Source organism: Corynebacterium sp. HMSC076G08 (assembly GCF_001811515.1).
Taxonomy (GTDB): Bacteria; Actinomycetota; Actinomycetes; order Mycobacteriales; family Mycobacteriaceae; genus Corynebacterium; species Corynebacterium hiratae.
The window spans coordinates 153157-173730 of record NZ_KV805048.1; the positions used below are offsets into that span (position 1 = coordinate 153157).

Genomic DNA, 20574 nt, shown 5'->3' on the forward strand with positions numbered 1-20574 from the left:
CATCTTAAGCCTTGCGTATTTACGCTGCTTAATGACGCTTTTCAAGAGACGCGTAACTGTCCAATTACGATCTCCTACGTTTATTCGGAGCATAACTACATGCCAACTTCTAACACCCCTCAGGTTGCGATCAACGACATCGGAACCGCAGAGGACTTCCTCGCAGCTGTCGACGCCACCATCAAGTACTTCAACGATGGTGACATCGTCGAGGGCACCGTGGTCAAGGTTGACCACGACGAGGTCCTGCTCGACATCGGTTACAAGACCGAAGGCGTCATCCCGTCCCGCGAGCTCTCCATCAAGCACGACGTCAACCCGGATGAGGTTGTCGAGGTCGGCGACGAGATCGACGCTCTTGTTCTCACCAAGGAGGACAAGGAAGGCCGTCTGATCCTGTCCAAGAAGCGCGCACAGTACGAGCGCGCTTGGGGCGCCGTCGAAGAGCTGCACGCCAAGGAGGAGCCGGTTACCGGTACCGTCATCGAGGTTGTCAAGGGTGGTCTCATCCTGGACATCGGCCTCCGTGGCTTCCTCCCGGCTTCCCTCGTTGAGATGCGCCGCGTTCGCGACCTGGAGCCGTACATCGGCCAGGAGCTCGAGGCCAAGATCATCGAGCTGGACAAGCAGCGCAACAACGTTGTCCTGTCCCGCCGCGCATACCTCGAGCAGACCCAGTCCGAGGTCCGCTCCGAGTTCCTGCACCAGCTGCAGAAGGGCCAGGTCCGCAAGGGCGTTGTCTCCTCCATCGTCAACTTCGGCGCCTTCGTCGATCTCGGCGGTGTCGACGGCCTGGTTCACGTTTCCGAGCTGTCCTGGAAGCACATCGACCACCCGTCCGAGGTTGTCACCGTGGGCGACGAGGTCACCGTCGAGGTCCTCGACGTCGACCTGGACCGCGAGCGCGTGTCCCTGTCCCTGAAGGCAACCCAGGAGGATCCGTGGCGCGTCTTCGCCCGCACTCACGCTGTGGGCCAGATCGTCCCGGGCAAGGTCACCAAGCTCGTTCCGTTCGGCGCCTTCGTTCGCGTCGAGGAGGGCATCGAGGGCCTCGTCCACATCTCCGAGCTGGCTCAGCGCCACGTGGAGGTTCCGGACCAGGTTGTCAACGTTGGCCAGGAAGTCATGGTCAAGGTCATCGACATCGACCTCGAGCGTCGCCGCATCTCCCTGTCCGTTAAGCAGGCAGACGAGGACTACACCGACGAGTTCGATCCGTCCAAGTACGGCATGGCTGACTCCTACGACGAGCAGGGCAACTACGTGTTCCCGGAGGGCTTCGACCCGGAGACCAACGAGTGGCTCGAGGGCTACGACGAGCAGCGCCAGGCTTGGGAGGCTCGCTACGCCGAGTCCGAGCGTCGCTTCAACCTGCACACCGCTCAGATCGAGCGCAACCGTGCTGCAGCCGCTGAGGCCGCCGAGTCCGCTGCCAACTCCAACTACTCTTCCGAGTCTCAGGATGCAGCTCCGGCATCCGATTCTCAGGCAGAGGTTGGCGGCTCCCTCGCATCCGACGAGCAGCTCGCTGCTCTTCGCGACAAGCTCGCTGGCAACTAAGGACATTGCTTCTTAGGAAAGGCCGTCTTTTCCCGCTGGGGGAGAGGCGGCCTTTCGCGTATCCTAAGCCGGTATGAAACTGATTGGACTTACCGGCGGAATCGGCAGCGGAAAATCCACCGTAGCGCAGCTCCTCGTGCAGGAAGGCTGGGTACTGGTCGATGCAGACCGCATCGCCCGTGACATCGTTGAGCCAGGCCAGCCGGCACTCACTGAGCTGGCGGAGGCCTTTGGGCAGGACATTCTGCTCCCCGATGGGAGCCTTGATCGCGGTCTCTTGGCCTCCCGCGCTTTTGCCAGCGCCGAGAAAACCGCTGTTCTCAACTCCATTACCCACCCGCGTATCCAGGAAGAAACCCAGGCACGCTTCGAGGCAGCGCGCCAAGGCGGTGCCGAGTTCGTGGTTTATGACATGCCGCTCCTCGTCGATAAAGGGCTCCACGGAGACATGGACGCCACCATCGTCGTCGACGTCGACGCAGAGGAGCGAGTACGCCGACTAGTCGAGTACCGCGGCCTGGAGGAAACCGATGCACGCCGCCGCATAGCCGCGCAGCTCCCCGACGATGTGCGCCGTGCCGCCGCCGACTTCGTCATTGATAACAACGGCCCCCGCGAAGCGCTCGATGGGCAGGTCGCGGGGGTCGTCGAGAAGCTGCGTGCACTCCTAGGCTCACCCGATAGCTAAGAATCTCTTTCTAACTATCGCGTTGCTACGACGTCTGAGACGGCGATGTGGTCATTGTTTTCCATGTCTTCACCCACAAAATCGAGGTCCGTGCGCATGAGCATGGTGTTGTAGTCGCGCCACGACGTTAGCGTGTAATACAGGTGCTGATCATCCTGGTTCGGCAGCACGAAGGGCGCGTAGGTGTCGTTCAGAGGTTGGCCGCTGACGACCTTTGTCGTCTCGGCGCTGACTAGCATGCGGCGTGGCGACCACGGTCCCTCCGGACTATCCGCAGTGCGCATGACGATGCCTTCACCTTCCACCCCGTACATGGTGACGAACTTGCCCAAGTACTGGTTGTAGGCGACGGAGAGCTCTGAGACCTTACCGTCAAGCACTTCGCTAGCTTGTGCGGGGTCCTTTACCCAGGAGCCATCAGAGTAGTAGCTGAAGGCACGTTCGTTGGGGAATTCCGATTTCAGCGCGCGCGACAGGTAAGCGGGGCCGCGGCGGCCGTTGCCCGTGGTGAAGCGGTAGACATAATCCCCGTGCTCGACAAAGGCCGATTGCTGCAGTTTCTCAAAACCGGCGCGATAGTTGGCGCCACCAGGGATTGGCGCGTTCGCACCGTGGCTGGCGTTGGTGCGTGTGGCCTCCGGAACCGCGCGCCAGGTGACTCCGCCATCAGTGGACTTCACCGTCGCCGCATAGTTGGTGGACCAGCCAGTGTTCGGGTCGTGCCAGGAGCGCACGGACATGTAGTCCACGTAATGCACGCCGTCAACGACGATCCCCGCCGTGGGAATCGTGGTGCGCTCACCGTTGGTATCGGCGTCCCCAACCTTCTGCGAAGGAATGAATTCCTTTGCCCGGCCATTGGTGGACCAGCCGCCAGTAGTCAGTGCCTCCTCGAGACGCAGGCCGTCGCCATAGTCGTGGTCCGTCGTGCGCAGCAAGAGGTTGGAGCGCCAACCATCGCCCTCGCCGACGCAGTCCATGGAGTCACCGAAGACGTAGTAGGAATGACCTGTGTCATCAGAGTAGGCGATGCCCAGATCGGTCCCGGAGATGCCAAACTTTTGATCCGTGCGGTTGGGCGAACCGGAACCGGTGATCAGCTGCATGATCTGGGTGGGCCCGCCAGTAATTTGGCGCTGGTTATAGTTGCTGCGCTGCCCATTCGCAGACTCTCCCCGCTTTCCCGAACGGGAGGAGCTGCCGAAGAGCGCATCGAGCCCACCGAGAGAGGATCCACCGGCTGGACCGGAAGCCTTCGGAGTGGAGGTAAAGCTACCAGACTTCGAGTAGGGCGTACACGGCGCGGCGAGGGCCGATGGTGTCTGGGTTAGTACGGCGAGAGGGAGCAGCCCGGCAATCGTCAGGGTGCTGGCAAGGGAACGGAACTTCATGCCAGCCGATTCTAAAGGAAGGCAGGAACTTTTAAAGGATATGGCGGGTAAAATTTACCTGCTGCTCTCATCCCGTTCATGTAAGCGGTTTATTCTCCCCCTTCATGGGAACCTGGGACGTTGGGCCTTTTGATAATCATGCCGCGTGCGAAGTGCTCGCGGATATTCGTGATGGTTCCTTCGACCTTGATGCATTCAAAAAGAGCTGCGTGGATTCGCCCATTGATATCGACGACGCCGAGATTGTCATCGCCTTGGGAGCGCTGGCCACGGCGCCGGCCGACAAGCTGCCTCCGGGGATCAGCGCTGACGCTGTCAAGGCGCTGCGCACACCGCAGACTCGGGCGTGGTTGCGCAAGCGGATCAACACGGCGATGGAGCCGGACAAATCCGCAATCTATGCGCTCTGGGAGACCACCGGTGAGCTCGAGCTGTGGCTGCGCACCACGCGTGCGGCGCTGCCCTAAGCCGCTGTCCTAGCCGGTTTCGTCCGCGCCGCGTTAGACTGGTCGGCATGGCTTTTGCTGCTGAACACCCTATCCTGCCGGTCTCTGAACACCGCCCAGTCGGCGAAGTTGAGCGCCGCTCGGCCGAGTTTCGTGTTGAGTCCGAGTACCAGCCCGCCGGTGACCAACCTGCGGCTATCGCGGAACTCAACGAACGCCTCAACCGCGGAGAGCGCGACGTGGTCCTCATGGGTGCCACGGGCACCGGTAAGTCAGCGACTGCTGCGTGGCTCATTGAACAGCAGCAACGCCCGACACTGGTGATGGCGCCGAATAAGACACTAGCAGCACAGCTGGCAAATGAGCTGCGCCAACTCCTTCCACACAACGCGGTGGAGTATTTCGTCTCCTATTACGACTACTATCAACCGGAGGCCTATATCGCGCAGACGGACACCTACATTGAGAAGGATTCTTCTATCAACGAGGATGTGGAACGCCTGCGCCACTCGGCAACGTCGGCCCTGCTCTCTCGCCGTGATGTCGTCGTCGTCTCCTCAGTGTCCTGCATCTATGGCCTAGGCACGCCGCAGTCCTACCTTGACCGCTCCGTCGTGCTCGAGGAGGGGGAGGAGATTGACCGCGATCGCTTCCTGCGCTTGCTAGTCGATATTCAGTATGAGCGCAATGACGTGGGCTTTACACGCGGAACCTTCCGCGTCAAGGGCGATACCGTGGATATTATCCCCGCCTACGAAGAGCGCGCGGTGCGCATCGAGTTCTTCGGCGATGACGTGGACGAGCTCTATTACATCCACCCCTTGACGGGCGACGTACTGGAGCGGGTCGATGAGGTAAGAATCTTCCCCGCAACGCATTATGTAGCAGGCCCAGAGCGTATGGCCCGTGCCATTGAGGACATCAAGGAGGAGCTCGCGGAGCGCCTCGCCGAGCTGGAGAACCGCGGCAAGTTGCTCGAAGCGCAGCGCCTGCGTATGCGTACCGAATACGACCTCGAGATGATTGAGCAGGTGGGCTTTTGCTCCGGCATTGAGAACTATTCGCGCCACGTTGATGGCCGCCCCGCCGGTTCCGCGCCGGCGACGCTCTTGGATTATTTCCCAGAGGACTTCCTCACCATCATCGATGAGTCCCACGTGACCGTTCCGCAGATCGGCGGCATGTTTGAGGGCGATATGGCGCGCAAGCGCAACCTCGTGGAGTTTGGCTTCCGCCTTCCTTCTGCCGTAGACAACCGGCCGTTGACCTTCGATGAGTTTGAGGAGCGCGTGGGCCAAACCGTCTACATGTCGGCCACACCGGGCGATTTCGAAATGACGGCTTCCGGCGGCGAGTTCGTGGAACAGGTCATTCGCCCCACCGGCCTCGTAGACCCCAAGGTGACGGTCAAGCCCACCAAGGGCCAGATTGATGATCTCATCGATGAGGTTCGCGCCCGTACCGCGAAGCAGGAGCGCGTCCTAGTCACGACCTTGACCAAACGTATGGCGGAGGACCTCACAGATTACTTGCTGGAACACGGCATCAAGGTGCGCTACCTCCACTCGGATATTGACACGCTCCAGCGCGTGGAGCTGTTGCGCCAGCTGCGCTTGGGTGAGTTCGATGTCCTCGTGGGCATCAACCTGCTGCGTGAGGGTCTTGATCTTCCCGAGGTGTCGCTCGTCGCCATCTTGGATGCCGATAAGGAAGGTTTCCTGCGCTCCACCACCTCGCTTATTCAGACGATCGGCCGCGCCGCACGAAACGTCTCCGGGGAGGTCATCATGTACGCGGATAAAATCACGGACTCGATGCAGGAAGCCATCGAGGAGACTGAACGCCGCCGTGAGAAGCAGATTGCGTATAACAAGGAGCACGGCATTGACCCGCAGCCGCTGCGCAAAAAGATCGCCGATATCTTGGACCAGGTCTATGAGAACGCCGATGAGCAGGGGCAAGACGCGGATCCCACGGCAATCGTCGACAAGCCGGATGTGTCCTCCATGGCAGCCGACGAGGTGCAGGCGCTTATCGACGACCTGACGACCCAAATGCGAGAGGCCGCCCGAGAGCTCAAGTTCGAGTTGGCGGGGCGTTTGCGCGATGAGATCGCTGATCTGAAAAAGGAGCAACGCGGTCTTAAGGAAGCCGGGATCTAATGAAGCGCGCCAGTACTCAGAGTTTTACCCACTCAATGTGCGGGTAAAACCCGTCTCTGCGTAGAAGACCGTGTCATACTGTTAAGGATTAATCGCTACTTATAAGGAGAATCATGCTGAGCTACAACGTCATCGCCGTCGGAACCGATGGCTCTCAGACTTCCATGCGCGCTGTCCGTTCTGCCGCATCCATGGCGCGCGCCTATGACGCGACGCTGATTATCGTGTCCGCTTTCTACAACCACTCTGGTTCGATGCTCGGCGCCCCGAACTCGGAGGACGCACGAGTACCGGTGGTGAGCGAGGAGATGTCGGAAAGCTTCCTCAGCAATGCCGCGGAGATCGCGCACGGTGAGGGTGCGAAGCGCATTGAAATCATTGCTAAGTCCGGTGACCCTGTGAATTCGCTCCTCGAGGTGGGCAAGGACTACGACGTTGATATGTTCGTCGTGGGCAACAAAGGAATTCACTCGGTGCGCGGTCGCGTGTTTGGCTCGGTAGCGACGGAGCTCACGCGCAAGGCCCACGCCGACGTCGTGGTGGTCAACACCACTGACTAGGGCAGTGCACCGCGCGCGTATCCTCGTGCGCGCTGATCGACGTGAACGCGCCAGCGTTGTTAGACTAGCTGGTGCGCAAAAGCTTTAAAATTTTGTCAAGCGGTGGCCCCACGGTTGGGGCCAGCGAAGAAAGGTCATCATGAGCGATTACAACAAGATCGTGGTCGGTACCGACGGTTCCAAGTCCTCCTTGCTCGCAGTGGAGCGTGCCGCCAAGATCGCCGCAGCCTTCGATGCCACCCTCATCATCGGTTGCGCCTACTACGAGAATCAGGAGCAGGCTTCCAAGACGCTGCGCCAGGATTCCGTGACGATTCTCGGTGATGAGAAGGCCCAGGCCAACCTCGCTTCCGGCAAGGAACACGCAGAGAAATTCGGCGTGACGAAGGTGGAGACCGCTGTGCGCCCGGGAACCCCGGTTCAGGCCCTGATGTCCATCGTCAACGACAACAAGGCAGACCTGCTCGTCGTCGGTAACCGCGGAATTAACTCCCTGACCGGCCGCCTCCTCGGTTCGGTTCCGGCGGATGTCGCACGTCAGTCTGACTGTGACGTTATGATTGTTCACACTGTGAGCTAGGACGCTAGTCGTCACGGCGCGCATGCTCCGGAGAAGTCCTTAGCATTGAGGAAGTCTCTGGGCCTGCGCGCCGTTTTGTTTCTAACGAGCTTTAGTCGCTCAATCGCAGCTCGCGGTAAGCGCGGGCAAGAACGTTGCCATCCGTCCCCTGAATGAGTGGGATATCGAAGGAGGTCTGCTCGTTGACCTTCACCAAAGGCGCGAGCGAACCGTGTGCGAGCAGCTGCTCCTGTGGGCTGAGGTTGCGGATCGCCACGGCCGCTACGTGGTTGGGGTGCTCCGCCGCCGCGTCTGCATAGGTAAGAGGATCGTGCTGACCGTCGTCGCCGATGAGCAGCCAGCGGAGCTTCGGGAAAGCAATGAAGAGGTTGCGGAGCTGCACGCGCTTGTGCTCCTGACCATTGCGGAAGAGGCCGGTGGGGGTAGGACCCCAGTCTGTCAGCAGCAGGGGACCACGCGGGAAGCCCTTCTCCGCCATGAAGTTAACCAAGGTGTCGTAGGTGTTCCAGGCGCCGGTGGAGAGGTAAATGAAGGGGATATCGGGGTGATGTTGGGCGATTTCCCGGTAGAACCGTGCCATACCTTCGACGGGGGTGCGGGTATTGGTGCGTTTAACCCACGAGTTCCATGCTGCAATCATTGCGCGCGGGAGCCACGTCACCATGATGGTGTCATCTATGTCGCTGACCACGCCGAACGTGGTGTCCTTGTCCACGATGAGCACTTCCGAGGTCACCGCGTCCGCGCCTTTGGCACGGATGGTGACCTCGTGCCAGCCGGGCTCTAGGCCGTGGTTGTAGACGAGGATATCGATGTAGCCGTTGTCGTTCGTGGTTCCCGATACCGTCTTCCCACCAACCGTGACTTCGACCTCGTGGTCTGTGACCTGAATGGTGAAGAACTGGCGGTAGCCACGCTGCGCCCAGGTATCCGTTTCTTCAGCCGTCGGGTCATGCATGAGGACACGGCCCAGAACACGGACGAATTCTTCATTGCCGTAACCGGCATAGCCAGTGATGCTGGGTTGCCACCCTTTGCGCGCCGAGCGCTTGAGCGAGAGGGAATTTACAGTGAATTCGACTTTGCGGGCGATATCGGAAAGAGCCATGGGCACCAGACTATCCGAAAACCTCCGCATAACGGCCGGTGATGGTCAAGGACTGCGTCGCACGCGTGAGCGCAACATAGAGGTTGTGCAAACCCTGTGGGGAGGCTGCCACGATGTCATCGGGGTTGACCACCGTGACGTGATCAAACTCGAGGCCTTTGATCTCCTCGACGTTGGCAGCCGTGATCACGGCGCGCAGGCGCCCGTCCTCATCCTCAAATGTCCTCGGCTCCGCATCGGTGGCGTCGTCGTGCCAGACAACGTCAACACCATCGCGCACCGCGATGCTCGGCGTGGCCTCAGGGTTGATTTCTTCCAACAGCCGATTGGCTAATTCCGTAACCGGGCGTGGGGTGCGGTAGTTGACCGTCAACCCGTGCAGTCGGAAGCGCTCTCCAACAAAAGGCTCGAGCGTCTCGCCCCAGTCATCCACACCGGCGGGCGCTCCAGTCTGGGACGTATCGCCCACGAGCGTCATCCATCGCGAGGGGCTACGCCGGAAAATCATGCGCCATTCCATGGGGGTAAGTTCTTGGGCTTCGTCAACGATGACGTGCCCGTAGGCCCACGTGTAGTCTTCCCGGGCCCGCTGGGCGGTGGTGCGAGAATCCCGAACCTCGTGACGGCGAGCGAGGTGCTCGGCGTCGATGACATCGTGCGCAGAGAGGATCTCGGCTTCGAACATGTCATCATCGTTGTCAGTGGAATCAGAGGAGCTCAGAATATCGAGGGCGTCTTCTGCCTCCGCGACCTGTTCGCGCCATTCTTTCTCCTCGGCGGCGCGCTCTGCTTCGGGGTCGGGCATGCCGATGAGGACCGCGAGCTCGTCGAGAAGCGCGGCGTCGGAGGCCGCCCATGACGTACCGTCTTCGCGGTAGAGGGCACCGCGGGTTTCGTCATCATAAGCGTAGGCTGCCGTATCGATTCGTTCGGCGCTACTCAGGAGATTGGCGAGTACCTCGGTAGGCGTGAGATGGGGCCAGAACTCGTCGATGAGTTCTGTGACCTGTGGTTCTTCGGCGAGGTCATCGTGGAGCTGATCCACGTCCGCGCGGGAGAGCAGGTTGGCACCTCCCAGCGGGTCAGAACCGATGCGTTCGGCCATCTGCTGGGCCAGAGACTCGATGAGGTGTTCCGCAAATGCCGCTTGAGCGTCGTTGTGCGGCTTGCGTGAGCGCCGCGCGCGGGTACGCGCCGCTTTGACCATAGCTGGGGTGACGGTGAGCTCGAGCCGATCGATCTCCACCGTGCGCGGCTGCTCCGGTAGGCGCTGATAATCCTTGACCGCGTTGCCGAGGATTTCCACCATGGCAGCGGAGCCCTTGATCTCGCGGGCGAGCAAGGACTCCGAGTGAGTAGCCTCGATGCCGGGGAAGAGGGAAGAGATGGTGGAAAGCACGACGCCGGTTTCACCAAGTTCCGGGAGTACTCGGGAAATGTATTCCAGGAAGGTGGAATTGGGTCCGACGATGAGCACGCCCGTAGCGGCTAATTGTTCGCGGTAGGTGTAGAGCAAGTAGGCCACGCGGTGCAGTGCAACAGCGGTCTTGCCGGTTCCCGGGCCACCTTCGACCACCATGACGCCCCGCGTGCTGTCACGGATGATTTCGTCCTGTTCGCGCTGAATGGTCTCCACGATGGAGGGCATGTGCCCGGTGCGGGCGCGCTGCATCACGTGGTGGAGGGCGGACTCGCTTGCGACATCGCTGCTGTCAGCAGAGGATTCTCCCTCCAAGACCTCGTCGCTGATTCCAATAACCGTGCGCCCAGTGGTCCGGATATGCCGACGGACATGGACGCCTTCAGGGTGCGCTGTAGTGGCGAGGTAGAAGGGGCGCGCCATCGGCGCACGCCAATCCAGAAGGAGTGTCCGGTAGTTCTCCTCCCTGGCGTCGAGTCCCATGCGGCCGATGTAGCGCCGGTCCAGGCCTTCCGGGGTGGGGTTATCACCGGGTGCATCGATGTCGATGCGCCCAAAAACTAAGCCGAGTTGGGCGACGTTGAGGCGATCCAATTTAGCCTGCAGGCCGTGGTACTCGGTCTCTCGCCGAACGAGTGCATCGGCGTCCGGGGTATGTGGATCGACGGCAGCTTGCACTTCGTTCAAGCGCTCGTTGGCCGCTTGAACCTCGTTGTCCAGACGCTCGAAGAGGCCATCGACATATGCTTGCTCGCTAGCTATTTCCGCGCTCTGCTCGTTCGCGTGGGCGCCGGGTTTCCCGGTATGAGTCGCGGGTGAAGATTCAGACACAAGGCTCCTTGGGTGCGTATGAAGGCTTCTCGTGGACAGACGGGAAGTAAGGGAGATGGGGAAGAGTGGACAGGAAAAAGAACAACGGCCCAGCATACTAGCTGAGCCGTTGTTCTCTCCACCGCGGTGATTATCGCGGTGCGTTGCGGAGTTATCCGCAGCGTAAGACGGAGAGCTTAGAAGCGGTCACCGAACTTCTTGAAAGCCTTATCCAGCTTCTTAGTCGCTTCCTTCTGCAGCTTCTCGGCGCGCTTGCGAGCCTTCTTCTGGGCGCGCTTTCCGTCGAGCGAGTCTGCCTTGGCTAGGGCCTCGTCAGCGCGGTCCTGTGCCTTGCCGGCTGCCTTGACGAGGCTCTTGCGGGCGGTCTCGGTGTTGTCACGGGCAGCGTCGAGCCAGTCATCCTTGTTGTCCTCAAAGAACTCGCGTGCAGTCTCAGCGGTATCCTCGACGAAGGAGCGAGCGGAGTCGATGAAGTCCCGGCCGGTGGACTCCCAGTCATCGCGGTTATCCTCTACGTAGTCCTTGGCAGTCTCGAACCAGTCATTGGCCTTGGCCGTGACGTCGGAAGAAATCTCGTTTGCGCGGCTGGAGAAGTCCTCCGCAAACTTCTGCTGCTCGGACTTACCTGGCAGTGCCTGCTGGATCTTCTTGTTGGCACGCTCCGACGCCTTGGCGGCGCGCCAGCGTACGGAGGGCTTTCCTTCGGTGTCCTGCGTAACAATGGCCAGGGCACCAAGTAGGGCAGTGTTGGTGATGAAGCTGTTGCGCTGAGCTTCCTTGTCCTTTTGGGAATCCGCGGTCCAGAAAGCATTGCCGACCAGGTTAGGGACGTGCGTCAGCGCGAGCACTGCAGCCGAGGTGCGCGGAGCCTTGCCCAGCGCGAGGCTCGTGCCCGCAGCGGTCTTCGCGCCGCCGAGCGCGCGGGTAACGAGCTCTGGGTCATTGGGGATGTAGCCTGCATATTCGCGGGGCAGCACCTTGCGCAGGCGCTTAAGCACGGACTCGGTGTCCGCGACGTGCTCCGAGGTGTTGCGGAGCGTATCCACACCATCCCAGACAAACACGGAGGCCAGCATAGGACGGGCAAATTTACGAATCATGACGTGCTCCATTCGATAGATCTGTAAAGACGTTCGTCACACCATAGTACGCGCGTTAAATAACTGCTGCCGTGAGGGCAGCAGTTAACACGTAGCTACCAGCGGCGCTCCCACCATTCGTCCATGTGTGGGCGTTCTGCGCCGAGCGTGGTGGGGGCACCGTGCCCGGGGCGGACAATGGCTTCGTCCGGATAGACATCAAAGAGCCGCTGTGTGACATCCTTGTAGAGGCGTACGAAATCACCCTCTGAGGTGGTCTTGCCCACACCACCGGGGAAGAGGGAATCGCCGACGAAAAGGTTGGTCACCCCGTCGATGTCTGCTGCAATGGCTGCACCGCCCGGGGTGTGCCCGCGCAGGATGATGACCGGGAAGTCGTGGCCAGCGAAAGACAGCGTATCGCCGTGCTCCAGCTCCACGTCGACGGGCGCGGGCAAAGCAGGGGCGTCCAGGAAAGAGGAATAGTGAACGGCACCGGTTTCATTCAAGACTTCCTTGAGTGCACGTACGTGATCCCAGTGGCGGTGTGTGGTCAGCACCGCGGTGATCTTTACTCCGTGGTCGGCGGCCAAGGAGAGCAGTGCAGGGGCGTCAGCGGAGGCGTCGATAAGCAGCGCCTCGTCACCCGCGCACAGCAGATAGCAATTGTTGTCCATCTCGGACACGGAAATTTTCTGACGCTTGAGGGCGTTGTTCATAAGTCCAACCATACGGGTACATTCTGATTGAGAACTCTCTGAACGCACATTCATTTGTGTAGGAAGGCAGCAACTAGTGGCTGATCGTTTGGTCGTACGTGGTGCGCGTGAGCACAACCTCAAGGGCGTGGATATCGATATTCCGCGCGATAACCTGGTGGTGTTTACCGGCCTATCGGGCTCAGGCAAGTCCTCACTCGCCTTTGACACCATCTTCGCCGAGGGCCAGCGGCGCTACGTGGAGTCTTTGAGCTCCTATGCGCGCATGTTCCTTGGCCAAATGGATAAGCCGGACGTCGAGTTCATCGACGGTCTATCCCCAGCGGTGTCCATTGACCAAAAGTCCACGAACCACAACCCCCGCTCGACGGTGGGAACCATCACCGAAATCTATGACTACCTGCGCTTGCTCTTCTCCCGCGCGGGCACGCCGCACTGTCCTGAGTGTGACGCCGTCATTGAGCGCCAAACCCCGCAGCAGATTGTTGATGAAGTCTTAAGCCACGAGGAGAAGCTGAAATTCCAGGTCCTCGCACCGGTCGTTCGCCGACGTAAGGGCGAGTTCGTTGACCTCTTTGCTGACCTCGCGGCCCAGGGTTACTCCCGTGTTCGGGTAGATGGGGAGCTTTACCAGCTCAGTGACCCGCCGAAGCTGAAGAAGCAGATCAAGCACGACATCGATGTCGTCGTGGACCGCCTGCAGGTGAAAGCTTCCCAAAAGCAGCGGCTGACGGATTCTGTCGAGACGGCGCTACGCTTGGCAGACGGCCTAGTCACCCTGGATTTCGTAGACCGCGAAGAGCTCACGCACACCTACTCGGAAAAGGCTGCCTGCCCTAACGGCCACACGCTGACCATTGAGGAATACGAGCCCCGCGCGTTCTCGTTCAACGCGCCTTTCGGTTCCTGCCCGGTGTGTGATGGCTTGGGCACGCGCCTTGAGGTGGATGTGGATCTGTTGATCCCGGACCCGGATGCCCCGGCCGTTGAGGCCATCCAACCATGGACGTCGAGCCCCAATGCGCGGTACTTTGTCAAGCTGGTCGAAGGCCTGGCGAAAGCCCTGGACTTTGATCCGCGCACCCCGGTTTCCGAGCTCACCGAGGAGCAGCGCCACGCCTTGATCTATGGCACAGATGTGGAAGTCAGTGTGCGCTACAAGAACCGCTATGGCCGCCAGCGTAACTGGTCCGCGCCGTTCGAGGGAGCTATCGGCTTTTTGGAGCGCAAGCTCGATCAGGCGGATTCCGAGTCGCAGAAGGACCGTCTTCTTCAGTACACCCGCCGTGTGCCGTGTAACGCTTGTGGCGGTACCCGCCTGAAGCCGGAAATCTTGGCGGTGCGTTTGGCCTCTACCGCGCATGGCGAGCAGTCCATCGCTGGCTTGACGGCACTGTCCATCGAGGAGGCGGCGGAGTTCCTCGACTCTCTCGTGTTGGGCCACCGCGAGGAGATCATTGCTGGTGCTGTGCTCAAGGAGATCCAGGCCCGCCTGCGCTTCCTTCTCGACGTCGGCCTGAACTACCTCACCCTTGACCGCGGCGCCTCCACGTTGTCTGGCGGCGAAGCACAGCGTATTCGCCTCGCCACCCAGATTGGCTCCGGCCTGGCGGGAGTCCTCTACGTGCTGGATGAGCCCTCCATTGGTCTGCACCAGCGCGATAACCAGCGCCTCATCGCCACGTTGAAGCGCCTGCGCGATATCGGAAACACCTTGATTGTGGTGGAACATGATGAGGACACCATCCGGGAGGCGGACTGGCTTGTCGACGTTGGACCGCGCGCCGGCGAATTCGGAGGAACGGTGGTCTATCAGGGCGAGCCCGCCGGCATCGAATCTGTGGAGGAGTCCCTGACGGGGCAGTATCTGTCAGGAAAGAAGAAGCTTGCGGTCCCGGATACGCGCCGTGAGATTGACCCTGAGCGCATGCTCAAGGTGGTCGGCGCGCGCGAGAATAATCTCAAGGGCATTGACGTGGAGATTCCGCTGGGCGTCCTCGTCTGCGTCACTGGTGTGTCCGGCTCCGGTAAGTCCACCGTGGTCAACCAAATCCTGGCCAAGACCTTGGCCAACAAACTCAACCGAGCCCGTCAAGTACCCGGTCGCGCCAAGCGCGTGGAGGGCGTGGAACACCTGGACAAGCTGGTGCAGGTCGATCAGAGCCCCATCGGGCGCACCCCGCGCTCGAATCCGGCAACCTACACAGGGGTCTTCGACAAAATCCGCAACCTCTTCGCTGAAACCCAGGAGGCCAAGGTTCGCGGCTACAAGCCGGGCCGGTTCTCCTTCAACGTCAAGGGCGGACGCTGTGAGGCGTGCCAGGGTGACGGCACCATCAAGATCGAGATGAACTTCCTGCCCGATGTTTACGTGCCGTGCGAGGTCTGCGACGGTGCCCGTTATAACCGCGAGACCCTGGAGGTCCTCTATAAGGGAAAGAACATTGCCGAGGTTCTCGACATGCCGATCTCGGAGGCAGCCGAGTTCTTCGAACCCATCACGTCGATCCACCGCTACCTCAACACCTTGGTGGAGGTGGGCCTGGGATATGTCCGCTTGGGTCAGGCCGCCACGACGCTTTCCGGTGGTGAGGCGCAGCGCGTGAAGCTGGCCTCCGAACTCCAAAAGCGCACGAATGGGCGCACGGTCTACATCTTGGATGAGCCGACGACCGGACTGCATTTCGAGGACATCCGAAAGCTCATGCTCGTCATTCAAGGCCTGGTTGATAAGGGCAACTCGGTGATCATCATCGAGCACAACCTCGACGTCATTAAGGCCGCCGATTGGATCGTGGACATGGGCCCGGAAGGCGGCTCGGGCGGCGGCACCGTCGTGGCCCAAGGCACGCCAGAAGACGTGGCGCAGGTGGAAGGCTCCTATACGGGAGGGTTCCTCAAGGAGCTGGTGTGATGTTGGGCCACAGAAGTACCCGCACGGCAGCACTAGCCATCAGCATTGCTGCGACAGCCACCATGACGGGGTGTTCCGGCCCAGCGGAAGACACATCGCCGCCGGCTCCCGAAGAATCACCAGGCGTGGAAGCACCCGCCAGCTATGACGTGCGCGCCGAATTACGCGATGTCGTCTCTGAAGTTGAGAAGGAGTTCAATGTCCGCGCCGGCGTGGCGGTGGCGGATAGGGAAGGGACTGTCAACGCCGGATTACGCGGTGAAGAGCCTGCGTGGTCGACGGTGAAGGTTCCTATCGCGATTGCCGCGCTGCGCGACGGCGCTAGCCCGGAGCTCGTCGACCTTGCGATTAAGGAATCCGACAATGATGCTGCCTACGCGTTGTGGTCCCACGTGCGATGGACTGAGGGCGATGCTGGGAGCGCAGTAACGGCGCTCTTGGAAGAGTATGGTTCGACCGGCGAGTTCGAGGAACCTTTTGGCTACTCCACGTGGCTGCTGGAAGACCAGGCAGAGTTTGGCGCACACTTACCGTGTATTCCGGAAGCAGAACAGGTCTATGACGCAATGGATGACATTGTGGAGTGGCAAGACAACGGATTGGACAAGCTCCCGAACACCCGCGCCAAGGGCGGGTGGGGACTATCCGAGTACGACGACGGTTATACCCACCGCCAAATTGGTGTGCGGGAAACCACCCCATCGGGCTCGAGTAAAGAGTCCACGGTGGGATTGGCCATTGAAGTCACCATGCCGGGTGAGTATGCCGAAGAAGCAATTCCTGCGCTCAACGTTCTTGCTGCTGGAGTGGACCGAGTCGTAACTGAGGCCTTGGAGGCTGGCGCGCTTAAACCGGTGGAGGCCTGCGCACCGCCCACGGCAACGCAGACTGCAGGAACGACATCGGCACGCCGATTTGGTTCCTGAAAAATCAGGTGTTAAAGTAGTGCGCACTACCGCCCGTAGCGCCTCCTCCAGGAGGTACTTGGGCCGCAAGCGGAGTTTCTCCCACCCGAAGCCGCGCCGGACACTAGTTCCGCCGCAGGATAAAGGTTAAGAGTAGGCGCCATACGTTGGCGCGTGCTTGAAAAGAAACTCCCGGATGCCTTTGGCACCGGGATTTATTCGTTTGTGGTCACGGTAGGCACACTACTAGCCCCCACAATCGAGGAGAACCACAATCAGCGCTGAAGCTCGCATTAATGAGCGCATCCGAGTACCCGAGGTCCGTCTTGTTGGCCCCGGTGGTGAACAGGTGGGCATTGTCCGTACAGACGATGCTCGCAAGCTTGCGTACGAAGCCGATCTTGACCTGGTCGAGGTTGCCCCGAACGCTAAGCCGCCCGTAGCCAAGATCATGGATTACGGCAAGTTTAAGTACGAACAGGCTCAGAAGGCCCGCGAGTCCCGTAAGAACCAGCAGCAAACCGTGGTGAAGGAGCAGAAGCTCCGTCCGAAGATTGATGATCACGATTACGAGACCAAAAAGGGCAACGTGGTGCGCTTCCTGGAGAAGGGCTCCAAGGTCAAGGTGACCATCATGTTCCGTGGCCGCGAGCAATCGCGTCCGGAGCTGGGTTTCCGCCTGCTGGAGCGTTTGGCTGACGATGTCGCAGAGGTCGGCGTCGTGGAGTCGCGCCCCAAGCAGGATGGTCGCAATATGACCATGGTCCTTGGGCCCGTCCGCAAAGGCAAGAAGTAGACCACGCTCCACTTAGGATTTAAGGATTTAATTCTCATGAAGCAGAAGACTCACAAGGGCACCGCCAAGCGCATCAAGGTGACCGGCTCCGGCAAGCTGCGTCGCGAGCAGGCTAACCGCCGCCACCTCCTGGAAGGCAAGCCTTCCAAGCGCACCCGTCGTCTGAAGGGCACCGAGGACGTCGCCAAGGCAGACACCAAGCGCGTCAAGCGCCTTCTCGGCCGCGCATAGTCAGCGCCGAAACACTCCATCCCCACACACTCACAATCAAGATAAGGAAGTATTACTGTGGCACGAGTAAAGCGCTCAGTTAACGCCAAGAAGAAGCGTCGCGCGATCCTGAAGTCCGCTAAGGGCTACCGCGGCCAGCGCTCCCGCCTCTACCGTAAGGCCAAGGAGCAGTGGCTGCACTCCATGACTTACGCTTACCGCGACCGTCGCGCCCGTAAGTCTGAATTCCGCAAGCTGTGGATCCAGCGCATCAATGCTGCCGCTCGTATGAACGACATCACCTACAACCGCCTCATCCACGGCCTGCGCCTGGCTGAGATCGAGGTCGACCGCAAGATTCTCGCGGAACTTGCCGTCAACGACTTCGAGGCTTTCTCCGCACTGTGCGAGGCCGCCAAGGCCGCACTGCCGGAGGACGTTAACGCACCGAAGGCTGCGTAAGCGTCGAGCGTAGAAACGTCACGAACCCACCGCCCTCTTATGGAGGACCGGTGGGTTTCTTGTCGTGGGGAGTAGCACCCGCTAGGTCGGCGGGCGTACTGCTCCTCTTTGTGGTTTGTGTTACATTGCTCGTTGTTGTGTAAATCAAGGTAGCCGTTGGCTTCTGGGCCTGCCCTAGGGGCACATGGTGCGAAGGAGAGATAGTTATGACCAACCCGAATAGCGCGTATCAGCCCAATGGCGATGCTTATGGCGGTGGCTCTTATGGCGGACAGTCGCAGCAGTCGAACCCCTTCGGATCATCCAGTGATCAGTACGGTTACAGCTCGGCTCCGTATGGCGGTTCGCAGCAGTCCCAGAATCTGCCCGCACAGCAGGATGCATACCAGTCAAACTATGGCCAGCAGCCACCCCCGGGAGGCGAGCAGAAGTCATGGTTGGTAGCACTGCTCCTGTGCTTCTTCTTGGGCGAATTGGGGGTTCATAACTTCTATATTGGTCGCACGCAGCGCGGCATGTGGCAGTTGGGCCTTGCAATCGTAGGATTCGTTACCTCTTTTATCCTCATTGGCTTTATCCTCATCGGTGCCTTGGTGATCTGGAAGTGGGTCGAGCTCGTATTCATCGCCGGTGGCTTCTCCGGCTTTGATAAGGACGCCGACGGAGTTCCGCTAAAGAAATAAAGCCCACCCGTATCCGCGGAGATGACGTGGAGACCAACCGTCCCGCTACCCACTCAAACTTGCTGGGGGAGCGGGACTTTTCAATGTCTGGTTCGGTGGGTACCGTCAAATGCATGAATCTGGATTTTTCCTCTGCCTTTACTGAACGCACGCCGCGCGTGGTTAATGCCGCCAAATTGCACCGGGCGGCCAGCCGCCGAAAGGCGGAGCGTTTCATCATTGAGGGCGAAAACGCCGTGGACGCGGCCGTGTCCACCGGTGCCGCTACGGATGTTTTCGTGACGGAGAAGGCCGCCGAGCGCTTTGCACACATTGTTCAAGCCTGCGGCTACATGGACGTGTATGTGCATCCCATTACGGATAAGGCGGCAAAGCACCTGTCTGACACCGCCACGAGCACCGGGCTCTTTGCCGTGTGCCGCCCAGTGTTGTGGACCGCCGGGAAGATTTTGGCCGGCAAGCCGAAGCTGGTGTCGGTTCCTGTCTTGACGGCGGAGCCGGGCAACGCGGGAACACTGATCAGGACCTCGGATGCCATGGGCGCCGATGGCGTCATCTTTGCCGGGGAAACCGTGGATCCCTTGGGCTGTAAGGTAGCGCGCGCGTCGGCCGGATCACTTTTCCATGTGCCCGTAGCCCGAGACCCCAACATCAAGGATGTACTGGGCAAGCTGCGCTCCTCTGGTCTGCAAGTGTTGGCCACCGCAGCCGACGGCGAGGTGGACCTCGCCGATGCGGACCTGTCCCAGCCCACCGCGTGGCTCTTTGGCAACGAGGCGCACGGCCTGGGTGATTTACAGGATGAGGCGGACATGCGTGTGCGTATCCCGATTCTTGGCCGCGCGGAATCTCTGAACCTTGCTACGGCCGCCAGCATTTGCCTCTATGAGTCTGCGAAGCAGCAGAGCAGCTAGCGCCTCCGATGTGCCAGGGTTGGTGGCCACAGAAGTCAGGCGGCACGGTAAGATAGCTCGCGTTAGTTTTTGTGCGAGAAGAAGGTAATCAAGGCACGTGTCCGATACACCTCAGATCGAATTGACCGAAGAGGCCCTCGAGGCCGCCGCGCAGAAGGCCATCGCCGCCTTCGAAGCTGCAACCAGCCTCGACGAGCTCACCTCCGCCCGTCGCGAGCACCTTGGTGATAGCGGCTATATCCCGCAGGCCCGCCAATCGCTCGGACAGCTGCCGAAGGACCAGCGCAAGGATGCTGGACGCGCAGTGAACATGGCCCGCGGCAAGGTGGAAAAGCGCTTTGCCCAGATTCGTGAAGTGCTGGAGCAGGAGGCCCGCGCCGCGCAGCTGAAGGCGGAGAAGGTCGATGTCACCGTCCCTACCACCCGCGCGCAGACCGGTGCCCTGCACCCCATCACAGCGCTGTCGGAGCGCATCGCGGACATCTTTGTGGGCATGGGATGGGAAATCGCGGAGGGCCCTGAGGTAGAAGCAGAGTACTTTAATTTCGACGCTCTGAACTTCAAGCCCGACCACCCAGCCCGCACCTTGCAGGACACGTTCCACGTGGGCAAGGAAGGCTCCAAGCAGGTTCTGCGTACCCATACATCCCCGGTGCAGGTGCGCACGATGCTTGACCGCGATGTCCCGCTCTACATTGCGTGCCCGGGCCGTGTTTTCCGTACCGATGAGCTCGATGCCACCCACACTCCTGTCTTCCACCAGGTGGAAGGCCTTGCCGTGGATAAGGGGCTGACGATGGCCCACCTGCGCGGCACCTTGGAGCACTTGGCCAAGGTGCTCTTCGGCCCGGAGACTACCACCCGCATGCGCGTGAACTACTTCCCGTTTACCGAGCCCTCCGCCGAGGTTGATGTCTGGTTCCCCAACAAGAAGGGCGGCGCCGGCTGGATCGAGTGGGGCGGCTGCGGCATGGTCAACCCCAACGTCCTGCGTGCGGTGGGCATTGACCCCGAGGAATACACCGGTTTCGCTTTCGGCATGGGCCTCGAGCGCACCCTGCAGTTCCGCAATGGTCTGACCGATATGCGCGACATGGTCGAAGGCGATGTCCGCTTCACCCTGCCATTTGGCGTGCAGGCATAGGA

Annotated in this window: 19 protein-coding genes; 14 read left to right on the top strand and 5 right to left on the bottom strand. The window is 60.5% G+C overall.

Annotated elements, in window-relative coordinates; all coding sequences use genetic code 11:
• Positions 1 to 99 precede the first annotated feature (99 nt).
• Together rpsA and coaE are read left to right on the top strand one after the other, a co-directional pair.
• On the top strand, positions 100 to 1560 hold the full coding sequence (gene rpsA, locus HMPREF2806_RS06925; RefSeq protein ID WP_010190105.1) for a 30S ribosomal protein S1: 1461 nt from the start codon (positions 100 to 102) through the stop codon (positions 1558 to 1560).
• 73 nt (positions 1561 to 1633) lie between these two features.
• A complete protein-coding gene (coaE, locus tag HMPREF2806_RS06930; RefSeq protein ID WP_049154593.1) occupies positions 1634 to 2248 on the top strand; it encodes a dephospho-CoA kinase in 615 nt (204 codons plus the stop codon).
• A gap of 14 nt (positions 2249 to 2262) precedes the next feature.
• On the opposite strand, the gene HMPREF2806_RS06935 is transcribed toward coaE, so the two are convergent.
• On the bottom strand, positions 2263 to 3639 hold the full coding sequence (locus tag HMPREF2806_RS06935) for a DUF4185 domain-containing protein (RefSeq protein WP_070516964.1): 1377 nt from the start codon (positions 3637 to 3639) through the stop codon (positions 2263 to 2265).
• Between the two features lie 104 nt (positions 3640 to 3743).
• Between HMPREF2806_RS06935 and HMPREF2806_RS06940 the strand changes: the two genes are divergently transcribed.
• The 4 genes from HMPREF2806_RS06940 to HMPREF2806_RS06955 all read left to right on the top strand — a co-directional run bounded on the left by HMPREF2806_RS06940 (position 3744) and on the right by HMPREF2806_RS06955 (position 7387).
• Complete coding sequence (locus HMPREF2806_RS06940; RefSeq protein WP_046648539.1) at positions 3744 to 4106, top strand: DUF4259 domain-containing protein; 363 nt, start codon at positions 3744 to 3746, stop codon at positions 4104 to 4106.
• Between the two features lie 47 nt (positions 4107 to 4153).
• Positions 4154 to 6247: an excinuclease ABC subunit UvrB gene (uvrB, locus tag HMPREF2806_RS06945; RefSeq protein ID WP_046648538.1), complete on the top strand. Its 2094-nt coding sequence runs from the start codon at positions 4154 to 4156 to the stop codon at positions 6245 to 6247.
• Between the two features lie 113 nt (positions 6248 to 6360).
• Positions 6361 to 6807 (top strand): universal stress protein, encoded by a 447-nt coding sequence (locus tag HMPREF2806_RS06950; protein WP_010190093.1) that lies wholly within the window; start codon positions 6361 to 6363, stop codon positions 6805 to 6807.
• 139 nt (positions 6808 to 6946) lie between these two features.
• Complete coding sequence (locus tag HMPREF2806_RS06955) at positions 6947 to 7387, top strand: universal stress protein (RefSeq protein WP_046648537.1); 441 nt, start codon at positions 6947 to 6949, stop codon at positions 7385 to 7387.
• Between the two features lie 91 nt (positions 7388 to 7478).
• Here the strand turns inward: HMPREF2806_RS06955 and HMPREF2806_RS06960 are convergent, their stop codons facing one another.
• The 4 genes from HMPREF2806_RS06960 to HMPREF2806_RS06975 form a co-directional block, all read right to left on the bottom strand.
• Entirely contained in the window at positions 7479 to 8495 is a 1017-nt protein-coding gene (locus HMPREF2806_RS06960) for an App1 family protein (protein WP_070513280.1), read from the bottom strand.
• Between the two features lie 10 nt (positions 8496 to 8505).
• Positions 8506 to 10746: a HelD family protein gene (locus tag HMPREF2806_RS06965; protein WP_070513281.1), complete on the bottom strand. Its 2241-nt coding sequence runs from the start codon at positions 10744 to 10746 to the stop codon at positions 8506 to 8508.
• A gap of 176 nt (positions 10747 to 10922) precedes the next feature.
• Complete coding sequence (locus HMPREF2806_RS06970; protein ID WP_070513283.1) at positions 10923 to 11846, bottom strand: DoxX family protein; 924 nt, start codon at positions 11844 to 11846, stop codon at positions 10923 to 10925.
• 95 nt (positions 11847 to 11941) lie between these two features.
• Positions 11942 to 12544, bottom strand: a complete 603-nt coding sequence (locus HMPREF2806_RS06975; protein ID WP_070513284.1) for an MBL fold metallo-hydrolase — start codon at positions 12542 to 12544, stop codon at positions 11942 to 11944.
• Between the two features lie 76 nt (positions 12545 to 12620).
• Between HMPREF2806_RS06975 and uvrA the strand changes: the two genes are divergently transcribed.
• The 8 genes from uvrA to pheS all read left to right on the top strand — a co-directional run bounded on the left by uvrA (position 12621) and on the right by pheS (position 20572).
• A complete protein-coding gene (gene uvrA / locus HMPREF2806_RS06980) occupies positions 12621 to 15458 on the top strand; it encodes an excinuclease ABC subunit UvrA (protein ID WP_070513285.1) in 2838 nt (945 codons plus the stop codon).
• Positions 15458 to 16384, top strand: a complete 927-nt coding sequence (locus tag HMPREF2806_RS06985) for a serine hydrolase (RefSeq protein ID WP_232745328.1) — start codon at positions 15458 to 15460, stop codon at positions 16382 to 16384. Before uvrA ends, HMPREF2806_RS06985 begins: the two co-directional genes overlap by 1 nt.
• Before the next feature lie 253 nt (positions 16385 to 16637).
• Positions 16638 to 17159, top strand: coding sequence for a translation initiation factor IF-3 (gene infC / locus HMPREF2806_RS06990; protein ID WP_080975058.1), 522 nt, complete (start codon positions 16638 to 16640; stop codon positions 17157 to 17159).
• A gap of 36 nt (positions 17160 to 17195) precedes the next feature.
• Entirely contained in the window at positions 17196 to 17390 is a 195-nt protein-coding gene (rpmI, locus tag HMPREF2806_RS06995; protein WP_010190075.1) for a 50S ribosomal protein L35, read from the top strand.
• Between the two features lie 57 nt (positions 17391 to 17447).
• Positions 17448 to 17831: a 50S ribosomal protein L20 gene (gene rplT, locus HMPREF2806_RS07000; protein WP_005323264.1), complete on the top strand. Its 384-nt coding sequence runs from the start codon at positions 17448 to 17450 to the stop codon at positions 17829 to 17831.
• A gap of 206 nt (positions 17832 to 18037) precedes the next feature.
• Complete coding sequence (locus tag HMPREF2806_RS07005; RefSeq protein WP_046648530.1) at positions 18038 to 18514, top strand: TM2 domain-containing protein; 477 nt, start codon at positions 18038 to 18040, stop codon at positions 18512 to 18514.
• 113 nt (positions 18515 to 18627) lie between these two features.
• On the top strand, positions 18628 to 19428 hold the full coding sequence (locus HMPREF2806_RS07010; protein ID WP_046648591.1) for a TrmH family RNA methyltransferase: 801 nt from the start codon (positions 18628 to 18630) through the stop codon (positions 19426 to 19428).
• Between the two features lie 97 nt (positions 19429 to 19525).
• Positions 19526 to 20572 carry a phenylalanine--tRNA ligase subunit alpha gene (pheS, locus tag HMPREF2806_RS07015; RefSeq protein ID WP_046648529.1) on the top strand — a complete coding sequence of 349 codons (1047 nt, stop codon included), beginning with the start codon at positions 19526 to 19528 and terminating at the stop codon, positions 20570 to 20572.
• Positions 20573 to 20574 lie beyond the last annotated feature (2 nt).